Annotated in this window: 21 protein-coding genes; 14 read left to right on the top strand and 7 right to left on the bottom strand. The window is 57.8% G+C overall.

The features are described from left to right. Nucleotides 1-394: 394 nt before the first annotated feature. Entirely contained in the window at nucleotides 395-1,312 is a 918-nt protein-coding gene (gene yegS / locus Q6A51_RS05340) for a lipid kinase YegS (protein ID WP_201018555.1), read from the top strand. Here yegS and Q6A51_RS05335 read toward each other — a convergent pair. The 3 genes from Q6A51_RS05335 to Q6A51_RS05325 form a co-directional block, all read right to left on the bottom strand. Then, nucleotides 1,296-1,955, bottom strand: a complete 660-nt coding sequence (locus Q6A51_RS05335) for a response regulator (protein ID WP_201002765.1) — start codon at nucleotides 1,953-1,955, stop codon at nucleotides 1,296-1,298. The genes yegS and Q6A51_RS05335 overlap by 17 nt on opposite strands. After that, nucleotides 1,952-2,845, bottom strand: a complete 894-nt coding sequence (locus Q6A51_RS05330; protein ID WP_201018557.1) for a sensor histidine kinase — start codon at nucleotides 2,843-2,845, stop codon at nucleotides 1,952-1,954. Before Q6A51_RS05330 ends, Q6A51_RS05335 begins: the two co-directional genes overlap by 4 nt. Nucleotides 2,846-3,167: 322 nt before the next feature. Further along, nucleotides 3,168-3,572 carry a hypothetical protein gene (locus tag Q6A51_RS05325; RefSeq protein WP_201018558.1) on the bottom strand — a complete coding sequence of 135 codons (405 nt, stop codon included), beginning with the start codon at nucleotides 3,570-3,572 and terminating at the stop codon, nucleotides 3,168-3,170. Nucleotides 3,573-4,149: 577 nt separating this feature from the next. Here Q6A51_RS05325 and Q6A51_RS05320 point away from each other — a divergent pair. After that, nucleotides 4,150-5,082 (top strand): chemotaxis protein CheV, encoded by a 933-nt coding sequence (locus Q6A51_RS05320; protein ID WP_201002759.1) that lies wholly within the window; start codon nucleotides 4,150-4,152, stop codon nucleotides 5,080-5,082. An 82-nt stretch (nucleotides 5,083-5,164) separates the two neighbouring features. Beyond that, nucleotides 5,165-5,974 carry an MOSC domain-containing protein gene (locus Q6A51_RS05315; RefSeq protein WP_304574271.1) on the top strand — a complete coding sequence of 270 codons (810 nt, stop codon included), beginning with the start codon at nucleotides 5,165-5,167 and terminating at the stop codon, nucleotides 5,972-5,974. 59 nt (nucleotides 5,975-6,033) lie between these two features. Here the strand turns inward: Q6A51_RS05315 and Q6A51_RS05310 are convergent, their stop codons facing one another. Next, the gene (locus tag Q6A51_RS05310; RefSeq protein ID WP_201018561.1) at nucleotides 6,034-7,962 is read right to left on the bottom strand and encodes a transglycosylase SLT domain-containing protein; all 1,929 of its coding nucleotides are present in this window, start codon (nucleotides 7,960-7,962) and stop codon (nucleotides 6,034-6,036) included. A gap of 208 nt (nucleotides 7,963-8,170) precedes the next feature. Here Q6A51_RS05310 and Q6A51_RS05305 point away from each other — a divergent pair, with 208 nt between their 5' ends. Beyond that, nucleotides 8,171-10,081 carry an ATP-binding cassette domain-containing protein gene (locus tag Q6A51_RS05305; RefSeq protein WP_304574270.1) on the top strand — a complete coding sequence of 637 codons (1,911 nt, stop codon included), beginning with the start codon at nucleotides 8,171-8,173 and terminating at the stop codon, nucleotides 10,079-10,081. A 158-nt stretch (nucleotides 10,082-10,239) separates the two neighbouring features. Here Q6A51_RS05305 and Q6A51_RS05300 read toward each other — a convergent pair whose 3' ends face one another. Further along, nucleotides 10,240-10,680, bottom strand: coding sequence for a universal stress protein (locus tag Q6A51_RS05300; protein WP_201002751.1), 441 nt, complete (start codon nucleotides 10,678-10,680; stop codon nucleotides 10,240-10,242). 386 nt (nucleotides 10,681-11,066) lie between these two features. Here Q6A51_RS05300 and Q6A51_RS05295 point away from each other — a divergent pair, with 386 nt between their 5' ends. The 7 genes from Q6A51_RS05295 (at nucleotide 11,067) to Q6A51_RS05265 (ending at nucleotide 19,473) form a co-directional block, all read left to right on the top strand. Then, nucleotides 11,067-11,504: a hypothetical protein gene (locus Q6A51_RS05295; protein ID WP_201018562.1), complete on the top strand. Its 438-nt coding sequence runs from the start codon at nucleotides 11,067-11,069 to the stop codon at nucleotides 11,502-11,504. A 585-nt stretch (nucleotides 11,505-12,089) separates the two neighbouring features. Continuing rightward, nucleotides 12,090-14,237: a fatty acid oxidation complex subunit alpha FadB gene (fadB, locus tag Q6A51_RS05290; protein ID WP_201018563.1), complete on the top strand. Its 2,148-nt coding sequence runs from the start codon at nucleotides 12,090-12,092 to the stop codon at nucleotides 14,235-14,237. 22 nt (nucleotides 14,238-14,259) lie between these two features. Beyond that, nucleotides 14,260-15,435, top strand: coding sequence for an acetyl-CoA C-acyltransferase FadA (gene fadA, locus Q6A51_RS05285; RefSeq protein WP_201002745.1), 1,176 nt, complete (start codon nucleotides 14,260-14,262; stop codon nucleotides 15,433-15,435). Nucleotides 15,436-15,566: 131 nt separating this feature from the next. After that, entirely contained in the window at nucleotides 15,567-15,803 is a 237-nt protein-coding gene (locus Q6A51_RS05280; RefSeq protein WP_201018564.1) for a DUF1653 domain-containing protein, read from the top strand. Between the two features lie 113 nt (nucleotides 15,804-15,916). Next, a complete protein-coding gene (gene topA / locus Q6A51_RS05275) occupies nucleotides 15,917-18,529 on the top strand; it encodes a type I DNA topoisomerase (protein ID WP_201002741.1) in 2,613 nt (870 codons plus the stop codon). Between the two features lie 125 nt (nucleotides 18,530-18,654). Continuing rightward, nucleotides 18,655-19,176 (top strand): DUF6586 family protein, encoded by a 522-nt coding sequence (locus Q6A51_RS05270; RefSeq protein WP_201002739.1) that lies wholly within the window; start codon nucleotides 18,655-18,657, stop codon nucleotides 19,174-19,176. Between the two features lie 63 nt (nucleotides 19,177-19,239). Continuing rightward, nucleotides 19,240-19,473: a hypothetical protein gene (locus Q6A51_RS05265; protein ID WP_025260738.1), complete on the top strand. Its 234-nt coding sequence runs from the start codon at nucleotides 19,240-19,242 to the stop codon at nucleotides 19,471-19,473. A 15-nt stretch (nucleotides 19,474-19,488) separates the two neighbouring features. Here Q6A51_RS05265 and sulA read toward each other — a convergent pair whose 3' ends face one another. Beyond that, nucleotides 19,489-19,959, bottom strand: coding sequence for an SOS-induced cell division inhibitor SulA (gene sulA, locus Q6A51_RS05260; protein WP_201002737.1), 471 nt, complete (start codon nucleotides 19,957-19,959; stop codon nucleotides 19,489-19,491). 9 nt (nucleotides 19,960-19,968) lie between these two features. Next, entirely contained in the window at nucleotides 19,969-20,577 is a 609-nt protein-coding gene (gene lexA / locus Q6A51_RS05255) for a transcriptional repressor LexA (RefSeq protein ID WP_025260736.1), read from the bottom strand. A gap of 215 nt (nucleotides 20,578-20,792) precedes the next feature. On the opposite strand from lexA, the gene psrA reads away from it, so the two are divergent. From psrA to Q6A51_RS05240, 3 genes are all read left to right on the top strand, one after another. After that, entirely contained in the window at nucleotides 20,793-21,509 is a 717-nt protein-coding gene (psrA, locus tag Q6A51_RS05250) for a transcriptional regulator PsrA (protein ID WP_201002735.1), read from the top strand. 101 nt (nucleotides 21,510-21,610) lie between these two features. Continuing rightward, nucleotides 21,611-22,609: a beta-N-acetylhexosaminidase gene (gene nagZ / locus Q6A51_RS05245; RefSeq protein WP_201002893.1), complete on the top strand. Its 999-nt coding sequence runs from the start codon at nucleotides 21,611-21,613 to the stop codon at nucleotides 22,607-22,609. A gap of 9 nt (nucleotides 22,610-22,618) precedes the next feature. Then, complete coding sequence (locus Q6A51_RS05240; RefSeq protein ID WP_201002733.1) at nucleotides 22,619-23,359, top strand: S-methyl-5'-thioinosine phosphorylase; 741 nt, start codon at nucleotides 22,619-22,621, stop codon at nucleotides 23,357-23,359. Nucleotides 23,360-23,497 lie beyond the last annotated feature (138 nt).

Raw genomic sequence — 23,497 nt, 5'->3', positions numbered from 1 at the left:
ATTTATTTATTCCAAGAAAAGCCATTTATTTGTCGTTTTTGGTTTTTTCCTCATGTCCCCTGATGGTGTGGCAATTTTTTCAAGTCATTCAAAGCCTTTGATCGCGTAGGTCTTTTCGTTGGTTTTTGAAAAACAGCACCCTCGAATGGGGGTTTCTTGACAGTAAAGCTCATGAAACAAAAAAAGTTTCACTCTTGGGATTTTATTTTGGCTTTTTGCGTTGTTGCAGAGCTGTTGCAGGCGTGCGCATTCAGTTATTTCAAGGGGAGGTCCGGCCAGCAGGCCCCTTGAAAAATTTATCTGGAAGAAGGGGCTTTTTCTTGTGCGGTGGGGTCACATCCACGTGTTACACGGAAAGTGTCTTCGTACAGACTATCGATTATGGAGAAGCGTCATGACAAAACGCAGAGCGATTCTGATTCTGCATGGCAAGCAGTCGCTTAATGAGGATGTACGCAGCGCCGTGATGGAAAAGCGTGAGCAAGGCTGGGAGCTGGATGTTCGATTGACCTGGGAGGGCGGTGACGCGCAGCGTCTGGTCACCGAAGCGCTGACGAACGGACACCGGCACATCATTGCCGGAGGCGGGGACGGCACCGTACGCGATATTGCCGAAGCTCTTGCGCAGGCTGAGACACAGAGCAGCCTTGTGATTCTGCCATTGGGCACCGCCAATGATTTCGCCCGTGCAGCCGGTGTACCGCTGGAAGTGTCGGATGCACTGGATCTGCTGGATGTAGAGCCGCGTGCGGTCGATCTCGGGGAAGTGGACGGCAAGCTGTTCCTGAACATGGCCACCGGCGGCTTTGGCAGCCAGGTGACAGCCAATACCTCTGAAGACCTGAAAAAGGTTCTGGGCGGCGCTGCGTATCTGTTTACCGGGTTGTCGCGGTTCAGCGAGCTGCATGCGGCTCATGGCGAACTGGTCGGGCCGGACTTTCACTGGCGCGGCAATCTGCTGGCCCTGGGCATCGGTAACGGTCGACAGGCCGGAGGCGGTCATGTGTTGTGTCCGGAAGCGATGGTCGATGATGGCATGCTCGATATCAGCATCCTTCCGGCGCCTCAGGAGGTTGTCGGTACGCTCAAGCGGCTGCTCGAAGGCGGGTTGGGGATAGACAATATGTTCGTTCGTGCGCGCCTGCCGTGGGTTGAACTCAAGTCCGCCCAGGGGCTGGACATCAATCTGGACGGTGAACCGTTATCAGGCGAGAACCTGCGCTTTGTGGCCCGCCCCGGCGCCTTGCGGATCCATTTGCCCGGGAATTCGCCGGTGCTCGGGACGGTACAGGCACTCAGTCGTCCAGACTGATGATCCGTTCACGTACGCAAAACAGTACCAGCCCGGCAACATCGTAGATCTGCAGGCGCTTCATGATCTGTGAGCGATGGCTTTCCACGGTCTTGATGCTCAGGCCCAGCCCGCTGGCGATTTCACGGGTGGATTTGCCGCGTACGACCAGACGCAGGATCTCCAGTTGGCGAGCAGTGAGGTTGTACTTGTCCAGTGGCTCGGGTTTGTTTGCCCGGGGACCACGCAAGGCCCGATTGATCACGGTATGGGCGATGGCAGGGCTCAAATAGCGCTCGCCGTTGCGCAGGGCTTCCAGTGCCTGTTCCAGTTCCTTGGCTGTCGCATCCTTGAGCAGATAGCCATGGGCACCCATTTCCAGGGCTCGCATGATCGTGTCGGTGTCGGTATGCATCGAGATGATCAGCACTTTGCTGTGGGGTTGCACCCCAAGCAGTTGTTCCAGGGCGTCCAGGCCGTTGGTGTCCTTCATGGTGATGTCCAGAAGGATGATGTCCGGTTCCAGTTCGAGTGCCAGACTCGACAGTTGGCTGCCATCAGCCGCCTCGCCAATCACGGCGTAGCCGGGAATGTCTGAAACCAGAGCGCGGACGCCAGCCCTTATCAGCGAGTGGTCATCGATCAGTAATAGATTGCAAGTCATTGGGGGTTCTTGTGTGCATTGGCCCGTTCGTGTGTGCGAGGAGCCCAGGGAAACAATACGTCGATCTGTGTGCCTTTGCCCGGCGTGCTGTGCAGGCTCCATGAGCCGTTGAGCAAGGCTACCCGTTCTGCCATGCCCGCCATGCCGCGCTGGCCAGCATGTGCCGGGTTATGTGCCGGCTCGAAGCCTATGCCGTCGTCGGCGATGAAGAGTGAAAGCCCGGCGGGCAAGCGTTGCAGGCGTACCAGCAGGTTTTCGGCACGGGAGTGGCGCAGCACGTTGGTCACGGCTTCCTGAGTGATGCGGAAAGCGGCCACGGCCATTTCTTCGGGAATGCCGGTCAGCCGCTGGTGGCACTCCAGGCTCCAGCGCACCGGGCTGTCGGTCAGGGCGTTCAGCAGATGAGCCCGCAAGCTGGCTTCCAGCCCCAGGCTCGACAGTTGGCGGGGATTGAGGATGGCTGACAGGTCGCGCACTTTGTCCAGGGTTTCTTCAAGAATGCTGTTCAGTTGTATGCCGTGGGACTGTAAATCTGTCGTTAAGCGGCGTTGCAGCCAGTCGCACTGGATCTTTGCAGCGGTCAGCATCTGGCCGATGTCGTCATGCAATTCCCGGCTGAGCCGATGGCGTTCGCTTTCCTGAACTTCCAGCATCCGTTCGGCCAGTTCCTGGGGTTTAAGCTGGATCAGTTTGTTGGCACGTAGTTGTGCGAGCCAGATGCTCACGAACGTGATCAGGTTCAGTGCCAGCAGTGAAAGGGGGAGTGCGTCAGAACTGAGAAACAGCCCGATATTGCCCAGGATTGCGCCCGTACACAGCACATTCGTAAGCCACTGGGCGTTTTTCGTGTTGAGGGATCGAACTCTGGGGAGCTTCCTGCTGACATGCATAAAGAATGGCGCCAATTGATGGTCAGTGCGTATGACCTGGCATTATCGAGGTCAGGTCAATATCACGTAGTTGTATAACAGCCCGTCAGTTTCAGAGCCTGTCCATGTCCGGCCAGTGATCTTATCTCAATGCTGCGATGATTTAATGTTTTAACCTGCCTTCCTGTAAACAGGAAATTGCAGGGCAATGCGTGCGCTGGCACGTACCGTAATAGTGTCCTGATGTTTCTGAAGGGATATCGACTTGAAAACAGGCAATGATTTGCCGGGGGAAGATGGCCTGCAAGACCGGTTGTTATTTGCGCGTAACAGGCTGCGATGATCAGGAAGTACTGGAAATATCGGCGAGCTTGGCCAGAAGTTCCTGCTGCTCTTCACTGTCCAGAGGAAGCTCGCCGGTCTGTGGGTCGATCAGTTCCAGTTGCCAGGACATCAGGGCCAGACAGCTTTTTAGCGTATTCAGCACTTCCTGCGAGAACCCGTCACATTGGCGGGCTTCGGTAAGCCATTGCCGCAGTTGCCGGGAAAAGTCTGCAAGGCATTCAATCGAAGCGTTCTGAGCCTCATGGCTAAGCTTGAGCAGATTGGTCAGCAGGCTTTCAATGGCATCTTCATCGTCGACGATCATTTCCAGGTGCGACAGGCATTCTTCCGACTTGTAAAGAAGAGCCAGCGAGTCCTCAAGGAACTGATCGTGTCTGTGCTGCCACTCATTACTGTTCAGCATCCTCTGTCTCCACGCAGTGTAGGTAGCGAATTTGTTTCGCCCGCAGCGAATGGACGACAGTTAATGTTGATTTCAAATGAATGTATGTAGGTGCTTTCTGAATATTGCCGAATGATGGCATTTTGGTTTTTAAAAAATAGTGCCTTGAATGACGCCAACCCGTTATCGGACCGCACTGGATACTCCAGTTTTGCAATGGTGCAACGCCATTGACGCCCAGCGATGAGCCTCAGCAGGATGGCTGATTGCACGGACCGGAAAGCGAACAAGAGCCTGACTCCATTCATGCAATGAGAATGGCGTCACAATAGTGGCTATTGAGTGTGGAGAATATCAGGTCAGCCCTGATGGAGGCTCAGGGGTACCCCTAGGCTCGAAAGCGTCGAGCCTGTTTTTATGTGGGGGTCAAACAGGAGTTTTCTGTCATATTTGACCACGGGAAGTGCGACACCAGTAAAGCATGATGGTAATGTGACATCAATGCTTGGACATTGTATTTATGGCTATTAAGGTCCGGGCTGTTGCAGCCGATACAGGTACTGCAGACTCATCGTGATCAACGCTTCAGGAGCTATAAATGGCTGGCATTCTCGACACAGTAGATCAACGCACACAGCTGGTGGGCGAGAATCGCCTGGAAATCCTCATGTTTCGCCTTGCCGGTCGTCAGTTGTTCGCGATCAACGTGTTCAAGGTCCAGGAAGTGCTCCAGTTACCCAAGCTGACTCTGATGCCTCAACGGCATTCATTCGTCTGTGGTGTGGTCAACCTGCGCGGTCAGACGCTGCCGGTGATTGACCTGTCTCAGGCCATCGGCATGCGTCCCCTGGTGCCCGGTCCGGGCAGCACCATCATCGTGACCGAATACAACCGCTCCGTGCAGGCGTTCCTGGTCGGTGGCGTGGACCGTATCGTCAACATGAACTGGGACGCGATCATGCCGCCGCCGACCAGTGCCGGTCGTCAGCATTATCTGACTGCCATCAGCAAGGTCGATGACCAGTTGGTGGAAATCATCGACGTTGAAAAAGTCCTCGCCGAGATCGTGCCCTACAACGCCAAGGTGTCCCGCGAGAAGCTGGAAGACCCGGTTCTGGATCACGCGCGTGGTCGCGAAATCCTTCTGGTCGACGATTCCAAGGTGGCTCTGGCCCAGTTGCGCGACACTCTTTCGCAGTTGGGGCTGAAGCTGCATGTGGCCAGCGATGGCCTCAAGGCGCTGAACATGCTCAAAGGCTGGGCTGACGCGGGTGAGAACGTCGAAGAAAAACTGCTGATGGTCTTTACCGACGCCGAGATGCCCGAGATGGACGGTTATCGCCTGACCACGGAAATCCGCAATGACCCGCGCCTGCGTAGCCTGTACATCGTATTGCACACCTCGTTGTCCGGCAGTTTCAACGAATCGATGGTCAAGAAGGTCGGTTGCGACAACTTCCTCTCCAAGTTCCAGCCCGACAAACTGGTCGAAGTAGTGCGCCAGCGTCTGATCATGGTCAACGGCGGCTGAAACATTTGCTGCTTTGCCTTGGGTGCCTCGTATAAGCTGCGACGTTCATGTCGCAGTTTTTCGAGCTCCCAAGGAACAGGCAATGCTACGTCTCGCTTCTCTTTATCGTTTCCCCCTCAAATCATGCAAAGCCGAAGTACTGCAGCGCGCAGCCTTCGATGAACTGGGGCTGGCAGGCGACCGACGCTGGATGCTGGTGGACGCAAACAGCGGGCGTTTCTTCACTCAGCGTGCCTTGCCGCACATGTCTCAGTTGTCCGTACTGTGGAATGCCGCAGGCGGTGTGACCCTTTCTGCACCCGGTTTCCAGCCTCTTGATGTGGCTCTGCCTGCCAGTGTCGAGGCGAATCTGCGCGGTGTTACTGTCTGGCGCGATACCTTGCAGGTGCCGGATGCGGGAGAGGAGGCGGCTGCCTGGGTCAGCGAATTCATCGGCAAGCCGACCCGCATGGTCTACGTGCCGGTGGATCGTGCCCGCTCGCTGCCCAGTGGTTACGGCACGGCTGATGACAAGGTGTCGTTTGCCGATGGTTTTCCCTTGCTGCTGATCGGTCAGGGCTCGCTCGACGATCTGTCTGCCAGGATCGGTCGCCAGCAGGAGATGCTGCGCTTCAGGCCCAATCTGGTCATCGAAGGCGCCGAGGCCTTTGCCGAGGACGGCTGGAAACGTATCCGCATCGGCGAAATGGAGTTTCGTGTCCTCAAGCCTTGTGCGCGTTGCATCCTGACCACCATCGATCCGGCGACAGGCGTACGCAGCGAAGACCGTGAGCCGCTGACTACGTTGAAGACCTATCGCGAAATGGAGGGCGATGTGATGTTCGGCCAGAATCTGGTCAATGACGGGCCTGGGGTTCTGGAAGTGGGGATGAAGGTCGAGATTCTCGAATAACCTGCCGCCTGAGTGGTGTGGGCAAGGCAGCGTGCAACTGCCTTGCCTCTGATCAGCTTTTACAGGTCGTCGAAGAAGCGCTCATGCCAGTCCACCAGCGGCTGTGGTGAATTGAGCTTCTGCCCGTAGATCACGGAATAAGACAGCACGTTCTGCACGTACTGGCGGGTTTCATCGAAGGGAATGCTTTCTACCCAGACATCGAATGCCAGATGGTTGGCGCCCTTGAGCCATTGGCGAACGCGGCCGGGGCCTGCGTTGTAGGCGGCGGAGGCGAGCACGCGGTTGCCGTTGAACTGGCCGTGTACCTGGCTCAGATAGGCAGCACCAAGCTGAATGTTCTTGTCCGGATCAAACACCTGCTGCGGCGATGCCAGTGGAATGCTGAACTTGCGGGCTGTTTCCTTGGCGGTGGCCGGCATCAATTGCATCAGGCCGCTGGCGCCCACGCCTGAGCGGGCATCGTCCATGAATGCGCTTTCCTGGCGGGTAATGGCAAACACCCAGCTTGAATGCAGGCCGCGTACCTTGGCTTCGCGCACCAGTGTGTCGCGATGCGCCATCGGGAAGCGGATATCCAGATCGTCCCAGTACTGCGCCTGACTGATGGTCCGGATCGCCGGGAAATACCATTTCATGTCATAGGCCAGTCTGGCCTGGGCAACCATTTCATCGCGGCTGAACAGGCGGCTGACGTGATACCACTCACGACGGCCGTCGACGATTTCGCCGCGATCATGAAACTCCAGGGCGCGACGTATGCCCGGCGTGTTGCGCACCTTGTTGACCAGCGCAGGGCTGAGCACCAGTGGCTTGTTATTGAGCTGATAAGCGCTTTGTGTGCGATCAGCCGCCAGGAAGCCATAGAAATCACGCTCCTTGGCCACGTCCTTATAGAGGCTCGGGATCAGAGGGTTGTTCGGCTGGGCAAGCTCCAGTGCGCGAGCTTCCCAATAGCGCCAGCGGTTGGTGCTGGCCAGATCCTTGGGTAGTCGGCGTGCAAGTTCGTAGGCATCTTCCCAGCGTCCCAGGCGCAACAGCAGGCGCAGACGCCATTCGGTCACGGTGTTGTCGCGCAGTTCGGGGTCATATTTGGTCATGACCTCCAGAGCGCGATCGTCGTAGCGACGGGCCAGGGTCAAGCCGATTTCCTTGGCGATCTCCACCTGTTCTTCACGGGAGAAGTGCATGGTCGCGGCATAGCCGTCGAGCATGGCCATGGCTTTTTGCGGGTCCTGTCTGGCCAGGCGGCGCAAGCCAAGGCCTACGACATCCGACATGGCCTCATCCACCGGCGTGAACTGCGCCGGGTTATTGAGCATTTCCGGCTTCTGGGCCACGGCCAGCAGCAACTTGCCTTGGGGGGCGAGGGAATTGAGGCTGTTGACCAGAGTGTTTGCCAGCGTGTAGTTGCGAGCCTGTGCTGCCAGCTTGGCGCGTTGCCAGCGTTTTTGCTCGGTCAACTGGCCGGCGGCTGCCCACTGGCTGAAGAGTGCGTCGCAGGCGTCTGGCTGGGTCTTGCCGGTCATCCACAGCTTTTCGGCGTTGGCATAGCCTTCGGCGCGCAGATTGTTGTTCAACTGGTATTGGCCATACAGGCAGTCCAGTTCGACAAAGTTCATCTTGGGGCTGTAGTACTTGACGAAGGTCTGCCAGTCGCCACGTTCGGCCAGCCAGCGTAACCAGCGCAGTTTCATCCAGTTGGCCTGGGGCAGGTCGTCGTGCTCGGCCAGGAATCTTTCGATCTCCTGATTGCTTGCAGTCTTGAGGCGCGCAGTCAGTTCGTCGTATTCGAGATAAGGCTCCAGCGGGTAGGTGGCCAGCGCTGACTTGTACATCTGATAAGGGCCTGAGTCGCCTTTGGCCAGTGCCCGTTTTGCTTCGTCGTAATATTTGCGTTGTTGGCCGAGATCTGCCGCGTGAGCGTTCTGTGCCGCAGTGGCAGACAGCAACAGGCAGGATAAGAAACTGAACAAACGACTGCGCATGAGACTTCCGAGCAGAGTGAATCGTGAAAAGTGTCGCTAGCTTAGCCTTTTGCCAGCCTCGGGTGAAAGCATTGCCGAAGGCTGTAATGAATGCGAATGAAACCAGATGTTATAAGGACTTTGCGGGTTGCCCGGTGCAGGGTGGCATGAATGCCGACATCTGTCGGTTATCTCAGGTAGAATGCGCGCCCGGTTTTTGGAGAAGATCATGACCCTGCTCAAATTCAGCGATGTGTCCCTTGCTTTCGGCGCCATGCCGTTGTTGGACAAGGTGTCCTGGCAGATCGCCCGTGGTGAGCGGGTGTGCATCATCGGCCGTAACGGTACAGGCAAATCCAGCATGTTGAAGCTGGTCAAGGGCGTGCAGAAGCCCGATGACGGCGCTGTCTGGCGTGCGCCTGGCCTCAAGATCGGCGAGTTGCCACAGGAATTGCCCGTGGCCGATGACCGGACGGTCTTCGACGTGGTTGCCGAAGGTCTGGATGGCGTGGGTGCCTTGCTCGCCCAATACCACCACCTTGCCCAGAACTGCGTGACCGAGGACGACCTCAACAAGCTCATGCATGTCCAGCAGGAACTCGAAGCCCGTGACGGCTGGCGCCTGCAGCAACTGGTCGACAGTACCTTGAGCCGTCTGCAACTGCCCGCCGACAAGACCCTGGCCGAGTTGTCCGGTGGCTGGCGTCGTCGTGTGCTGCTGGCCCAGGCGCTGGTTTCCGAGCCGGATCTGCTGCTGCTCGACGAACCGACCAACCACCTGGATATCGGCGCAATCGCCTGGCTGGAAGAAGCCCTCAAGGATTTCCAGGGTGCTGTGTTGTTCATCACCCACGACCGGGCATTCCTGCAAAACCTGGCGACCCGTATTCTGGAGCTCGACCGTGGTGGCCTGATCGACTGGAATGGCGACTACGCCAGCTTCCTGGTTCACAAGGAAGCCGCGCTGGCTGCCGAAGAAACGGCCAATGCGCTGTTCGACAAGCGTCTGGCCCAGGAAGAAGTCTGGATTCGTCAGGGGATCAAGGCCCGTCGCACCCGTAACGAAGGTCGCGTGCGCGCCCTCAAGGCCTTGCGCGTCGAACGTAGCGAGCGTCGTGAGCGCACCGGCAAGGCCAATATCCAGCTCGATACTGCCGAGAAATCCGGCAAGCAGGTGATGGTGCTGGAAAACGTCAGCTTCGCGCATCCGGGTGGCCCGACGCTGATCAAGGATTTCTCCATGGTCCTGCAGCGCGAGGATCGTATCGGCCTGCTGGGTGCCAACGGTACCGGCAAGACCACATTGCTCAAGCTGATGCTGGACAACCTGCAGCCTACCGAAGGCAAGGTGGAAGTCGGCACTCGCCTGGACGTTGCCTACTTCGACCAGTTGCGTCACCAGCTCGACCTGGAAAAGACCGTTATCGATAACGTGGCCGAAGGCCGTGACTTCATCGATATCGATGGTCAGAGCCGTCACGTCCTGAGCTACCTGGGCGATTTCCTGTTCAGCCCGCAGCGTGCGCGTACGCCGGTCAAGGCGTTGTCCGGTGGCGAGCGTGCCCGTCTGTTGCTGGCCAAGCTGTTCAGCAAGCCAGCCAACCTGCTGGTGCTCGACGAACCGACCAACGACCTGGACGTGGAAACCCTGGAGCTGCTCGAAGAAGTGCTGCTGACCTTCAAGGGCACGGTGCTGATGGTCAGCCACGACCGGGCATTTCTGGACAACGTGGTCACCAGTACTCTGGTCTTCGAGGGTGAGGGCAAGGTTCGTGAGTACATCGGCGGCTATCAGGACTGGTTGCGTCAGGGCGGTTCGCCGCGCTTGCTGGGTGTCACCGACACCAAGTCAGGCAAGGCCGAGCTGAACACTGCCGTGGTGCAGGCTGCGCCTGTAGCGGCCCAGGAAATGCCTGTTGCCAAAAAGAAGCTCAGCTACAAGCAGCAACGTGAGCTGGAAGCCTTGCCGGGGCAGATCGATGAAGTGGAAGGGGCGATTGCCGCTCTGACTGCAGAAATGGCCGAGCCGGGTTTCTATCAGAGCTCTTCCGAGCAGACCACTGCCGTGCTGGCGCAGGTCGAGAGCATGCAGGCGCAGCTCGATGCCTTGCTGGAGCGCTGGGCCGAACTGGACGAGTGAGCCGAACCCGGTAGGAGCGAATTTATTCGCGAGACGTCATTGAGGGCGATACGTTTTTCGGATGTATCGGCCTTTCGCGAATGAATTCGCTCCTACGCCGGTAGTGTGATGCAAAAAAGCCCGGGACAGATGCCCGGGCTTTTCGCTGGCAAATATGTTTACTCAGGCTTCTTCAGGCGAACAGCCAGCACATCGCAAGGTGCGCCATGCAGGACGTCATTGGCGGTCGAGCCCAGTAGCAGCGCCAGGCCGTGGCGGCCATGGCTGCCAACGACGATCAGGTCGCACTTCTGGTTCTTGGCCAGTTGATGGATTTCCTGACGAGGCTGTCCGTAAACCAGATGGCTTTCGCCTGCCTTGATGTCCGGGTACTTTTCCTTCAGTTTTTCCAGCTTTTCCTTGGCTTGATCGAACTGCTGCTGTTGCAGTTGCGACAGATCCATCGGAACGTCGCCCCCGAAGGCCATCGCCATGGGTTCGACAATATGCACCATTGACAGGGTTGCGTCGCTGGCCTGGGCCAGTACACGGGCGCGACGAATGACTGGATCGCACTCTTCAGTGAGGTCAATGGCAACCAGGATGTGTTGATACGACATGAGGAGGTCCTCCGAGAGGATTGCGATAATGGTGAGTATGGCTTCTTCGCACGCTTATGGGCAGACCCTTTTGCAAGCCATTGTTCTTGTGATTGTTTTTAGGCTTTGTACGAAAAGTGGCTGTGCTCGGTGATGCTGCGTTAAAAACAGGCTCGGAATGCTCATTTACAACACGTAAACTCCGCTTCCTTGCCTGTTTTTGCCTTGCCTGACCTTCGCTCGCCGACTTTTCGTACAGAACCTAGTGATGCGAAAGCTGGCGAGCAAGGGCGCTATCCGCTCTGCGGTTCTTTCGGGTGATCTCCTTTTCGACGCGCATTTGATGCCGGGTATTTCCGGATGCGGCGACTTTTCGTACTGAGCCTGATTGGGCGGGGACAAGAAATATGACGACCTTGGTGGTTCTGTCAATCATTTGTGTGATGTTGAGCCCGCTCGTATGGCTGCGGCCCTCACGTCAGCAGAGCGGCAGAATGGCTTTGCGCCTGGAGGCCCGGCGTCTGGGGATGGCCATGCAATTGGCACCTCAGGAATGGCCGCACTGGCTTGCCAAGGAGCCGCCAAGCCCTTGCGCTCAATATCACCGGCCTCGTTCGGGAGCGCAGATGGCATGTTGGGCCTACTGGCAGAGCGAACCGGGTGTCTGGCTCAATCGCTGGCGCGAGCCCTGTGAGGACGCCGGGCTGCTAAATCATTTCAATACGTTGCCGGCGGACGTGTTCAAGGTGGAGGCTGACGGGCAGATGATTGCGCTGTACTGGGGGGAGAGGGGAGAGCCGCAGGTCTTGCTGAAAATTGATGCCGTTCTCAAGGCGCTGGCCTGAGAAACGATTGATTTGCAGGCATTAAAAAGCCCGATAACAGCATCGGGCTGGGGGTTGGCCAGGCAGGCCGATAATTCTGGGTGCTACGGTGCAATGCCGTAGATCACCGATCTGCTCGTATGCGGTTCATTTCGCGATGAACGGCTTCTCATGCAGTGCGCTGACTGTAGACCTTCCGCTCTGTTTTGTCGCGTTTTTCCTGAGTCTTTTTCGTCTGTGAGCATCAACGGTGCAAAAAAGGCCATGCGGGCTTTGCTGCGAGCTTTGCATTATCACTTTTTTGAATGGGCCCAAATCAAACTTGGGGCCTGGGTGACGATCCGGTCTGCAATCTGGCCAATCCGCCGTTTTTATTGATGTTTCGTCGAATTGACAATTATCGGGTTTTGCCTGATGGTGTGCATACCCAAATCAAACGGGCGTATGAATTGATCGTTTGGTCGTCAGACGGCTCTGACAGAACTCTGACTACCACGTCGGCGGGTGTGCTTGATTTGGCGTGTTCATCGACGGCGACGTCGTAGTCTCGTCGAACGTTAACGTTCGGCGAGTATTGTTCAGCTTCCCTATTGTGGAGATCAGTTGATGATTTACGAAGGTAAAGCCATCACGGTTAAGGCTCTTGAAAGTGGCATCGTCGAGTTGAAATTCGACCTCAAGGGTGAGTCCGTCAACAAGTTCAATCGCCTGACCCTGAACGAGCTGCGTCAGGTGGTGGATGTCCTCAAGGCCGACGCTTCTGTCAAAGGTGTGATTGTCACCAGCGGCAAGGACGTGTTCATTGTCGGCGCCGACATCACCGAGTTCGTTGACAACTTCAAGCTGCCGGAAAGCGAGCTGGTTGCCGGCAACCTTGAGGCCAACAAGATCTTCAGTGACTTCGAGGACCTGGGCGTTCCTACGGTGGTTGCCATCAATGGCATCGCACTGGGCGGTGGCCTGGAGATGTGTCTGGCAGCGGATTACCGTGTCATCGCCAGCACGGCGAAGATTGGTCTGCCAGAGGTCAAGCTGGGCATATACCCCGGATTTGGCGGCACGGTTCGTCTGCCGCGCATCATCGGGGCCGACAACGCCATCGAATGGATCGCCTCCGGCAAGGAAAACACTGCTGACGACGCGCTCAAGGTCGGCGCTGTCGATGCCGTGGTCATCCCTGAAAAACTTCAGGCTGCAGCCCTGGACCTGATCAAGCGTGCCATCAGCGGCGAGTTCGATTACAAGGCCAAGCGTCAGCCAAAGCTGGACAAGCTCAAGCTCAATGCCATTGAACAGATGATGGCATTCGAAACAGCCAAGGGTTTTGTCGCAGGTCAAGCCGGACCGAATTATCCGGCTCCCGTAGAAGCCATCAAGACCATCCAGAAAGCCGCCAACTTCGGTCGCGACAAGGCTCTGGAAGTCGAAGCTGCCGGTTTCGTGAAAATGGCCAAGACTTCTGCCGCGCAGAGTCTGATCGGCCTGTTCCTGAACGATCAGGAACTGAAAAAGAAATCCAAGGCTTACGATGCGCTCGCCAAGGACGTGAAACAGGCGGCCGTACTGGGCGCCGGGATCATGGGCGGCGGTATCGCTTATCAGTCGGCGGTGAAAGGCACGCCGATCCTGATGAAGGATATCCGCGAAGAAGCCATCCAGTTGGGCCTCAATGAAGCTTCCAAGCTGCTGGGCGGCCGTGTCGACAAAGGCCGTCTGACACCTGCCAAGATGGCTGAAGCCCTCAATGCGATTCGCCCGACCCTGTCCTATGGCGATTTCGGCAACGTCGATCTGGTGGTCGAAGCCGTGGTCGAGAATCCCAAGGTCAAGCAGGCCGTGCTGGCTGAAGTTGAAGCCAATGTGGCTGAAAACACCATTCTGGCCTCCAACACCTCGACCATTTCCATCAGCTTGCTGGCTCAGGCCCTCAAGCGTCCGGAAAACTTCGTCGGTATGCACTTCTTCAACCCGGTACACATGATGCCGCTGGTCGAAGTCATCCGGGGCGAGAAGTCCAGCGAGGAAGCTGTGGCAACCACCGTTGCCTACGCCAAGAAAATGGGCAAGAACCCGATTGTGGTCAACGACTGCCCGGGCTTCCTGGTCAACCGTGTCCTGTTCCCGTACTTCGGTGGTTTCGCCAAGCTGATCAGCGCCGGTGTGGACTTCGTACGCATCGACAAGGTCATGGAGAAGTTCGGTTGGCCCATGGGGCCTGCGTACCTGATGGACGTGGTCGGTATCGACACCGGTCACCATGGTCGTGACGTCATGGCCGAAGGTTTCCCGGATCGCATGAAGGACGACCGTCGTTCTGCCGTGGATGTGCTGTATGAGGCCAGGCGCCTTGGCCAGAAGAACGGCAAGGGCTTCTATGCCTACGAGACAGACAAGAAGGGCAAGCCTAAAAAGGTCAGCGATCCTGCCGTACTGGACGTTCTCAAGCCGATTGTCTACGAGCAGCGTGAAGTGAGCGATGAAGACATCATCAACTGGATGATGATCCCGCTGTGCATGGAAACCGTGCGCTGCCTGGAAGACGGCATCGTTGAAACCGCCGCTGAAGCCGACATGGGCTTGATCTACGGCATCGGTTTCCCTCCGTTCCGTGGTGGTGCGCTGCGTTACATCGACTCCATCGGCGTCGCCCAATTCGTTGCCCTCGCTGACCAATATGCCGAGCTGGGTGCCTTGTATCAACCGACCGCGAAGCTGCGTGAAATGGCCAGTAAAGGCCAGAGCTTCTTCGGTTAAGCGCCTTCTGAGGAATGAACGTATGAGCTTGAATCCAAGAGACGTCGTGATTGTCGACTTCGGTCGCACCCCGATGGGCCGCTCCAAGGGCGGCATGCACCGCAACACCCGCGCTGAAGACATGTCGGCGCACCTGATCAGCAAGCTGCTGGAGCGCAACGCGAAGATCGACCCGGCCGAGGTGGAAGATGTCATCTGGGGCTGCGTCAACCAGACCCTGGAGCAAGGCTGGAACATCGCGCGCATGGCGTCGTTGCTGACCCAGATCCCGCACACCTCGGCGGCCCAGACCGTGAGCCGCCTGTGTGGTTCGTCCATGAGCGCGCTGCATACCGCGGCACAGGCAATCATGACCGGCAACGGCGATGTATTCGTGATCGGTGGTGTCGAGCATATGGGCCACGTCGGGATGATGCATGGCGTCGACCCGAACCCGCACATGTCCCTGTACGCCGCCAAGGCGTCGGGCATGATGGGCCTGACTGCCGAAATGCTCGGCAAGATGCACGGCATTACCCGTGAGCAACAGGACGCCTTCGGTCTGCGCTCCCACCAGCTTGCCCACAAGGCAACGCTTGAGGGCAAGTTCAAGGACGAGATCATCCCGATGCAGGGTTATGACGAAGACGGTTTCCTCAAGGTTTTCGACTATGACGAAACCATCCGTCCCGATACCACCCTTGAAAGTCTTGCGGCGCTCAAGCCTGCATTCAACCCCAAGGGCGGTACTGTGACGGCGGGTACGTCATCGCAGATCACCGATGGTGCGTCGTGCATGATCGTCATGTCCGCCCAGCGTGCCAAGGACCTGGGTATCCAGCCGATGGCAGTGATCCGCTCCATGGCTGTGGCGGGCGTTGACCCGGCAATCATGGGTTACGGTCCTGTGCCGGCAACTCAGAAAGCCCTCAAGCGCGCAGGTCTGAGCATTGCCGATATCGACTTCTTCGAGCTCAATGAAGCCTTCGCTGCACAGGCCTTGCCAGTGCTCAAGGATTTGAAAGTGCTCGACAAGATGAACGAGAAGGTTAATCTGAACGGCGGTGCTATCGCCTTGGGCCATCCGTTTGGATGTTCCGGTGCGCGTATTTCGGGTACTTTGCTCAATGTAATGAAGCAGAATGGCGGCAATCTCGGTGTCTCGACCATGTGCATTGGTCTGGGGCAGGGCATTTCCACTGTTTTTGAACGCATCTGAGTTTTTCGGGGCCTGTTGTTGTCAACAGGCCTTGAAATGATGCGAGCCGGGGCCGGGTCCCCGGCTTTTGTATTTTGGAAAAAGCAATTTTTTTACCCGTTGTTTCAGTCATGTTTCACGAGGGCAACAGCATGCAATTACAGCCAGGGCTCTACCGCCATTACAAAGGCCCGGAGTACCGGGTGTTCAGCGTTGCGCGGCATTCCGAGACCGAGGAAGAAGTGGTGTTCTATCAGGCTCTTTACGGTGATTTCGGGATGTGGGTACGTCCTTTGAGCATGTTCCAGGAGTCCGTCGAGGTTGACGGCGAGCAAGTGCCACGCTTTGCTTTGGTTCAGGTCGAGCCAAGTCTCTTTACCCGTCCGTGAGTCGGGATCGCACAACAGCCTGTGCTTGACCTCACTCTGTTGCCACTATATATAGCGTGGCCTTTATAAGCTGCACTCCGTCTTTCATCTAGTTTTCAGGAATTTTCTGATCCATGGGCAAATCGCTGGTCATCGTGGAATCCCCGGCTAAGGCCAAGACCATCAACAAGTATTTGGGCAACCAGTACGTGGTGAAGTCGAGTATCGGCCATATCCGAGACCTGCCCACCAGCGGTTCGGCTAGTGCCGCCAAGGAACCTGCCGCAAAGCGTGGCAAGGCAACTGCGAGCGAAGCGCCCGCACTGAGTCCCAAGGAGAAGGCCCGGCGCCAGTTGGTGTCGCGCATGGGCGTCGACCCCGAACACGGCTGGAAGGCCAAATACGAAATCCTTCCCGGCAAGGAAAAGGTGATCGAAGAGCTGCGCAAGCTCGCCAAGGATGCCGACACCATCTATCTCGCAACGGACTTGGACCGCGAAGGGGAAGCCATTGCCTGGCACCTGCGCGAAGCCATCGGTGGAGATGACAGCCGCTTCAAGCGCGTGGTGTTCAACGAAATCACCAAGAAAGCCATCCAGGAAGCCTTTTCAAAGCCAGGCGAGCTGGATATCGCCCGTGTGAACGCCCAGCAGGCCCGTCGCTTCCTCGACCGCGTCGTGGGCTACATGGTGTCGCCGCTGCTCTGGCAAAAGGTTGCCCGTGGCCTGTCAGCCGGTCGTGTGCAATCGGTTGCCGTGAAGCTGGTGGTTGAGCGTGAGCGTGAGATTCGCGCGTTCAATCCTGAAGAGTATTGGGAAATCCATGCCGACCTGGGCACTGCCAAGGGCGCCAATGTGCGCTTTGAAGTCGCCAGGGAAAACGGTGAGGCCTTCAAGCCGCTCAACGAAGCCCAGGCCATGGCGGCTCTGGAAAAGCTCAAGGCTTCCAGCTACAGCATCGTCAAGCGCGAAGACAAGCCGACCAGCAGCAAGCCGTCGGCACCGTTCATCACCTCCACTCTGCAGCAGGCTGCCAGTAACCGCCTGGGCTTTGGCGTGAAGAAAACCATGATGATGGCCCAGCGCTTGTATGAAGCGGGCTACATCACCTACATGCGTACCGACTCCACCAACCTGTCGGCCGATGCCGTCAGTATGGCGCGCACCTACATCGAGACTGAGTTCGGCAAGAAATACCTGCCGGAATCCCCGAATGTCTACAGCAGCAAGGAAGGCGCACAAGAGGCTCACGAAGCGATTCGTCCGTCCGACGTCAATACCCATCCAAGCAAGCTGACAGGCATGGAGCGTGATGCCGAGCGCCTTTACGAGTTGATCTGGCGCCAGTTCGTGGCCTGCCAGATGCCTCCGGCTCAGTACCTGTCGACCACGGTCAGCGTTGCTGCCGGTGATTTCGAGCTGCGTGCCAAGGGCCGCATCCTGAAGTTCGACGGTTACACCCGCGTATTGCCGCAGATATCCAAACCGGGCGATGACGGCGTGTTGCCGGACATGGCTCAGGGCGAAACCCTGAAACTGGTGACACTGGACCCGAGCCAGCACTTCACCAAGCCGCCAGCGCGTTACTCCGAAGCAAGCCTGGTCAAGGAAATGGAAAAGCGCGGTATCGGTCGTCCTTCGACCTATGCGGCGATCATTTCGACCATTCAGGACCGTGGCTACGTTGCATTGCATAATCGCCGTTTCTACTCGGAAAAAATGGGCGATATCGTGACCGGTCGCCTGTCCGAGAGCTTTTCCAACCTGATGGACTACGGCTTTACCGCCGGGATGGAAGAGAACCTCGACGATGTGGCCCAGGGGCAGCGTGACTGGAAGAACGTGCTGGACGAGTTCTACGGCGACTTCCGCAAGAAGCTCGAAGTGGCCGAGGCTCCCGACAGCGGCATGCGCGCCAACCAGCCGGTAATGACCGACATTCCGTGCAAGGTGTGTGGTCGCCCGATGCAGATCCGTACCGCGTCGACTGGTGTATTCCTCGGTTGCTCGGGCTACAGCCTGCCGCCGAAGGAGCGCTGCAAGGCAACGGTCAACCTGACGCCCGGTGACGAGATCGCCGAGGATGACGAAGGTGAGTCCGAATCCCGCGTATTGCGTGGCAAGCATCGCTGCCCGGTCTGCAGCACGGCCATGGATGCCTATCTGCTGGATGAGAAACACAAGCTGCATATCTGCGGCAACAACCCGGATTGCTCGGGTTACGAGATCGAAGAGGGTACTTACCGGATCAAGGGCTACGAAGGTCCGAGCCTTGAGTGCGACAAGTGCGGCAGTGAGATGCAGCTCAAGACCGGGCGTTTCGGCAAGTTCTTCGGCTGTACCAATGCCGAGTGCAAGAACACCCGCAAGCTGCTCAAGAGCGGTGATGCCGCACCACCGAAGATGGACCCGGTGAAGATGCCTGAGCTCAAGTGCGACAAGGTTGATGACACCTACATCCTGCGCGACGGTGCTTCCGGCCTGTTCCTGGCCGCAAGCCAGTTCCCGAAGAACCGCGAAACCCGTGCGCCGTTGGTCATTGAGATTGTGCCGCACAAGGATGAAATCGATCCCAAGTATCACTTCCTCTGCGAAGCGCCGAAGAAAGACCCCGATGGCCGTCCGGCGGTAATCCGTTACAGCCGCAAAACCAAAGAGCAATATGTCCAGACCGAAGTGGAAGGCAAGCCGACCGGCTGGCGTGCTTTCTATGATGGTGGTGTCTGGAAGGTCGAAGACAAGCGCTGACCGAAGTTGCCCGGCGTCAGTCGGGCACAGGTTGTCCAGAGAGGCTCTTGGCGGGGTTGTCCTGTCGGGAGCTTTGGCGCTTGTGGCTATGTTCTTTTTATCTGACCGTTATGGAGAATGCTGCCATGGCTCATGAGCTCTATACCCGCACCAACCAGAAGATCTACTTTGCCGGGCTTGCGCTTGAAGCGCTGGGCAAGGCTGAAAAAGGGCAGGCCATCAATGCCCAAGCGCTGCTTCAGGCCGAGCGTGAAGCTGTCCTGTTTCATTTGTATGGCGCGCTGCTGGGGTTGTGTCATGAGATTGCCGGTTTCTACCGCTTGCCTCAGGCCAATGCGCCTCGTGCCGAACTGCTGCTGACTCAGGAAGTGCTGGATGCCGTGGCGATCCCGGAGATGGCTGAACTGGTCGAGCTGGCGCGGCATCGGGAAACCTGGCTGGCGCAGCTTCTTGCGGCCTACAACGCCTTGTTCGAGCCGCCTCGCGCACCCAAGGCCCCGAAGGGAGACGTGACCCAGCCGATGATTGTCGCGGTAAATCTGGATGATGAGCCTGCATATGAGTTGGGTCGTGAGGAACTGGAAGGCTGGCGGCAACAACTAAAGAGTCTGGCCATTCGTTTTCGTGAAGGCTTGAGCGAGTGCTAAAACCAATGATCTACAAGCTGGCAGACTGGTACAATGTCGGCCTTTCGCGGAGTATTTGTCCTGATGCCTACCTCTTTTCTTGAAATTGTCGAACTACCTGACGGCCGCATAGAGTTGCGTCGTGCTGATGATGAAGGGGCGCTGGTTACCCTTGATTTCTCGGCGGATGCCAAGTCTTTCATGCAGGGTCAGCATGTCGAGATTGCCAAGGCGATGCTGAGCGTAGGTGTGCAGATGGCCGGACGGTTGGCTGAAGGTGAGCTTGAGAAGGACTCGGGGCCTCGGGTCCTTCATTGACGACTGGGCAATCAATCAGCCCAGTCGAATATTCAAACTCTGTGCATCCCCGATCCGCGCTGCTTTCACCAGTTGCTGACGAGCAGCGGAGCCCAGCGGGTTTATCCAGCTGACTACCGTGTGACTGCGTCCCAGTCTGAGCGCTTCGCGAGTCAACTCCAGTGCGCTTTGATTTCCCCGAGGTTGCAATAGCAGGATTCGCTCTCTGTTGAGCCCTGCATCCCTCAGCCATGTCTGGGTAAGGCTTGGGGGCGGTGCAATCAGAGTCAGCCAGCGGTCGTTGGTGTCCTGGCTCAGTTCCCGAAGGATGGGTGCCATCAGACTGAGGCAGCTCCCGGCTGCACCACGCAACGTCAGTTCACTGAAGGCTTCTGGCTCGCTGCCCCAGGCCTTTTCGGTATCTTCGGCAATCATCGGGGCGAGTGGCTGGGCCAGGAACGCCTCGAACAGTGGTAATTGCGTGTGCGGTGCTTGATGGAACTGCATAACGTCTCCTTAGCGGCGAATGACGCCGACACTCAGGCCTTCGATCACCAGCTCCTGATCCTTGAGATCGACCTCAATGGGTGCGAACTCCGGGTTTTCAGCAATGAGCCAGACCTTGCTGCCTTCACGTTTGAAGCGTTTTACCGTGACCTCGTCGCCGATCCGTGCCACGACGATCTGGCCGTTGCGGGCCTCGCGAGTGGTATGCACGGCCAGCAGGTCGCCGTCCAGAATGCCGATGTCCTTCATGCTCATGCCGTGTACCCGAAGCAGGTAATCGGCACTTGGGTGGAAGAAGGTCGGGTTGATGTTGCAGGACTCTTCGATATGTTGCTGGGCCAGGATCGGGGCGCCGGCAGCAACGCGACCGATGATGGGCAGGCTGTTTTCGTCGGGCTTGGCTTCAAAGCCCGGAATGCGGATGCCGCGTGACGCGCCCGGAGTCATTTCAATGGCGCCCTTGCGGGCCAGTGCCTTGAGGTGTTCTTCGGCCGCGTTGGGAGATTTGAAACCCAGCTCCTGAGCGATTTCGGCGCGGGTAGGCGGGTAGCCATTGTCTTCGAGGCAGCGTTTGATGAAGCCCAGAATCTCGGCTTGGCGTGGCGTCAGTTTGATCATGGCAGGCGCTCTGTCTTTTTATACAGTGACTGGGATTATATACAGTGAAGGCGTGTTGGCAATCGTCCTTTTCATTTTCGTCGCCAGACGGTCGTTACAGCCCGTCGCCTGGAAGCTCGATACGTGACTGTTCGGCCACAATATGAACGCCCGCGCTTGACAAGAGGCCCGGCTGATACGTATGTTTCAAACGTTCGTTTGTTAGGCAGAGAGCCATGGCCCAGTCGGAAACCGTTGAACGCATTCTTGATGCTGCCGAGCAATTGTTCGCAGAAAAAGGCTTTGCTGAAACCTCCTTGCGTCTGATTACCAGCAAGGCGTCGGTCAATCTGGCTGCAGTGAACTATCACTTCGGCTCCAAGAAGGCCTTGATCCAGGCTGTGTTCTCGCGTTTTCTGGGGCCGTTCTGCATCAGTCTCGAACGCGAGCTGGAACGTCGTCAGGCCAGGCCCGAGCAAAAGCCAACCCTTGAAGAGCTGCTGGAAATGCTCGTCGAGCAGGCTCTGGTCGTTCAGCCGCGCAGCGGCAATGACCTGTCGATCTTCATGCGCCTGCTGGGGCTTGCGTTCAGCCAGAGCCAGGGCCATTTGCGTCGCTATCTTGAAGACATGTACGGCAAGGTGTTTCGCCGCTACATGACTCTGGTCAATGAAGCTGCCCCGCGTATTCCGCCTATCGAGCTGTTCTGGCGTGTGCATTTCATGCTGGGTGCCGCAGCCTTCAGCATGTCCGGTATCAAGGCCTTGCGCGCCATTGCCGAGACCGATTTCGGCGTCAACACGTCCATCGAGCAGGTCATGCGCCTGATGGTGCCGTTCCTGGCGGCCGGCATGCGTGCGGAAACCGGCGTGACGGATGCCGCAATGATCGCTGCGCAGCTCAAGCCGCGCACCAAAAGCTCTTCAAGCGCCCCCGCAACTGCCAAGGCCTGACGATTCCTGGATGCGCTCGCATTGCGCGAGGCTCCAGGATCAAGCACCATGCCCGGATTGATTGGCAATGGTGTGTTAAGGGTTTTTCTATGAGTTCTGGCCTGCAAGGCTCCCTGATGGTCGATGTCGCCGGTACCTGGTTGACCGCCGAAGATCGTCAGTTTCTGCGTCAGCCCGAAGTGGGCGGTTTGATTATCTTTGCCCGTAACATCGAGCATCCACGTCAGGTACGCGAGTTGAGCGCGGCGATTCGCGCTGTTCGCCCTGATCTGCTGCTGGCGGTGGATCAGGAAGGTGGCAGGGTGCAACGCCTGCGACAAGGCTTCGTGCGTTTGCCTGCAATGCGCGCCATTGCCGATAAACCCGATGCCGAGTTGCTGGCTGAGCACTGTGGCTGGCTGATGGCGACAGAGGTGCTGGCTGTCGGCCTGGACCTGAGTTTCGCGCCGGTACTGGACCTCGATTTCCAGCGCAGCGCGGTGGTCGGAACCCGTTCCTTCGAAGGCGATCCCGAGCGTGCGGCCTTGCTGGCCGGTGCCTTTATCCGTGGCATGCAGGCTGCCGGCATGGCGGCCACCGGCAAGCATTTCCCCGGGCATGGCTGGGCGGAAGCCGATTCCCATGTGGCAATCCCCAATGATGAGCGCAGCCTGGACGAAATCCGCAGCAAGGACCTCGTGCCTTTTGCGCGCCTGAGCAAGCAACTGGCCGCCGTGATGCCTGCCCATGTCATCTACCCGCAGGTCGATTCGCAGCCTGCCGGGTTCTCCCGTCGCTGGTTGCAGGAGATCCTGCGCGGCGAACTGCAATTTGACGGTGTTATCTTCAGTGACGACCTGTCCATGGCGGGTGCTCATGTGGTGGGCGATGCGGCCAGTCGCATCGAGGCCGCTCTGACGGCCGGTTGTGACATGGGGCTGGTCTGCAATGACCGGGCTGCTGCCGAGCTGGCCTTGAGCGCGGCACAACGCCTGAAGGTCAAGCCTTCTGCGCGCATTGCCCGCATGCGGGGTCAGGCACATGCCTCGACGGATTATCGCCAGCACCCGCGTTGGCTGACGGCGCTTCAAGCGCTGCGCAATGCACAATTGATCGATTAAGGATTTGCAATGACGGTTTACGCGATTATCGGTGGTACAGGCCTGACCCAGCTTGAAGGGCTGAACATTCGCCAGTCCCTGCCCATGAATACGCCTTATGGTGCGCCGTCCGGCGAAATCCAGATCGGGGACTATGCCGGTCGCGAGGTGATGTTTCTGGCCCGCCACGGTCATCCTCATCGCCTGCCGCCGCATCAGGTCAATTACCGCGCCAATATCTGGGCCTTGAAGCAGGCTGGTGCGCAGGCGATCCTGGCAGTGAACGCCGTGGGCGGTATTCATCCGGCCATGGGTACCGGCCATTTCTGCGTGCCCCATGATCTGGTGGATTACACCAGTGGTCGTCAGCACACCTTCTTTGCCGACGATCTGGAGCAGGTCACCCATATCGACTTCAGCTACCCCTACAGCGAAGCGCTGCGTGCCCGGCTGATTGCCGCTCTGGCGGCAGAGGGTTGCGAGTTCAGTGATCGTGGTGTGTATGCCTGCACCCAGGGGCCGCGTCTGGAGACGGTGGCCGAGATCGTTCGCCTTGAGCGTGACGGATGCGACATCGTCGGCATGACCGGGATGCCCGAAGCAGCGCTGGCTCGCGAGCTGGAGCTGGATTACGCCTGTCTGGCGCTGGTGGTCAATCCGGCGGCGGGCAAGTCCACGGCAATCATCACCATGGCCGAGATCGAGCAGGCGCTGCGTGATGGCATGGGCAAAGTGAAAGCGACCCTGGCGCGGGTGCTTTCGGCGCAGTAGCGTACATATCACTTGTGGGAGGGGCCTTGGCCGCGACGACCAGCTTACAGGCAACACATTTTCAGCGTTGATGATGAAGCTGTCGCGGCCAAGGCCCCTCCCACGAGTTTTGAGCCACCTGGCTTTTGAAATCAGCCT

The sequence above is a fragment of the Pseudomonas serbiensis genome, assembly GCF_030580745.1.
In the GTDB taxonomy this organism is placed as follows: Bacteria; Pseudomonadota; Gammaproteobacteria; order Pseudomonadales; family Pseudomonadaceae; genus Aquipseudomonas; species Aquipseudomonas serbiensis.
This window is presented reverse-complemented; position numbering and strand designations above follow the sequence as displayed.

Excerpts from the sequence above, each read along its gene's own strand:
- yegS (WP_201018555.1), top strand. The coding sequence starts at position 395 with ATGACAAAACGCAGAGCGATTCTGATTCTGCATGGCAAGCAGTCGCTT.
- Q6A51_RS05335 (WP_201002765.1), bottom strand. The coding sequence starts at position 1,955 with ATGACTTGCAATCTATTACTGATCGATGACCACTCGCTGATAAGGGCT.
- Q6A51_RS05330 (WP_201018557.1), bottom strand. The coding sequence starts at position 2,845 with ATGCATGTCAGCAGGAAGCTCCCCAGAGTTCGATCCCTCAACACGAAA.
- Q6A51_RS05325 (WP_201018558.1), bottom strand. The coding sequence starts at position 3,572 with ATGCTGAACAGTAATGAGTGGCAGCACAGACACGATCAGTTCCTTGAG.
- Q6A51_RS05320 (WP_201002759.1), top strand. The coding sequence starts at position 4,150 with ATGGCTGGCATTCTCGACACAGTAGATCAACGCACACAGCTGGTGGGC.
- Q6A51_RS05315 (WP_304574271.1), top strand. The coding sequence starts at position 5,165 with ATGCTACGTCTCGCTTCTCTTTATCGTTTCCCCCTCAAATCATGCAAA.
- Q6A51_RS05310 (WP_201018561.1), bottom strand. The coding sequence starts at position 7,962 with ATGCGCAGTCGTTTGTTCAGTTTCTTATCCTGCCTGTTGCTGTCTGCC.
- Q6A51_RS05305 (WP_304574270.1), top strand. The coding sequence starts at position 8,171 with ATGACCCTGCTCAAATTCAGCGATGTGTCCCTTGCTTTCGGCGCCATG.
- Q6A51_RS05300 (WP_201002751.1), bottom strand. The coding sequence starts at position 10,680 with ATGTCGTATCAACACATCCTGGTTGCCATTGACCTCACTGAAGAGTGC.
- Q6A51_RS05295 (WP_201018562.1), top strand. The coding sequence starts at position 11,067 with ATGACGACCTTGGTGGTTCTGTCAATCATTTGTGTGATGTTGAGCCCG.
- fadB (WP_201018563.1), top strand. The coding sequence starts at position 12,090 with ATGATTTACGAAGGTAAAGCCATCACGGTTAAGGCTCTTGAAAGTGGC.
- fadA (WP_201002745.1), top strand. The coding sequence starts at position 14,260 with ATGAGCTTGAATCCAAGAGACGTCGTGATTGTCGACTTCGGTCGCACC.
- Q6A51_RS05280 (WP_201018564.1), top strand. The coding sequence starts at position 15,567 with ATGCAATTACAGCCAGGGCTCTACCGCCATTACAAAGGCCCGGAGTAC.
- topA (WP_201002741.1), top strand. The coding sequence starts at position 15,917 with ATGGGCAAATCGCTGGTCATCGTGGAATCCCCGGCTAAGGCCAAGACC.
- Q6A51_RS05270 (WP_201002739.1), top strand. The coding sequence starts at position 18,655 with ATGGCTCATGAGCTCTATACCCGCACCAACCAGAAGATCTACTTTGCC.
- Q6A51_RS05265 (WP_025260738.1), top strand. The coding sequence starts at position 19,240 with ATGCCTACCTCTTTTCTTGAAATTGTCGAACTACCTGACGGCCGCATA.
- sulA (WP_201002737.1), bottom strand. The coding sequence starts at position 19,959 with ATGCAGTTCCATCAAGCACCGCACACGCAATTACCACTGTTCGAGGCG.
- lexA (WP_025260736.1), bottom strand. The coding sequence starts at position 20,577 with ATGATCAAACTGACGCCACGCCAAGCCGAGATTCTGGGCTTCATCAAA.
- psrA (WP_201002735.1), top strand. The coding sequence starts at position 20,793 with ATGGCCCAGTCGGAAACCGTTGAACGCATTCTTGATGCTGCCGAGCAA.
- Q6A51_RS05240 (WP_201002733.1), top strand. The coding sequence starts at position 22,619 with ATGACGGTTTACGCGATTATCGGTGGTACAGGCCTGACCCAGCTTGAA.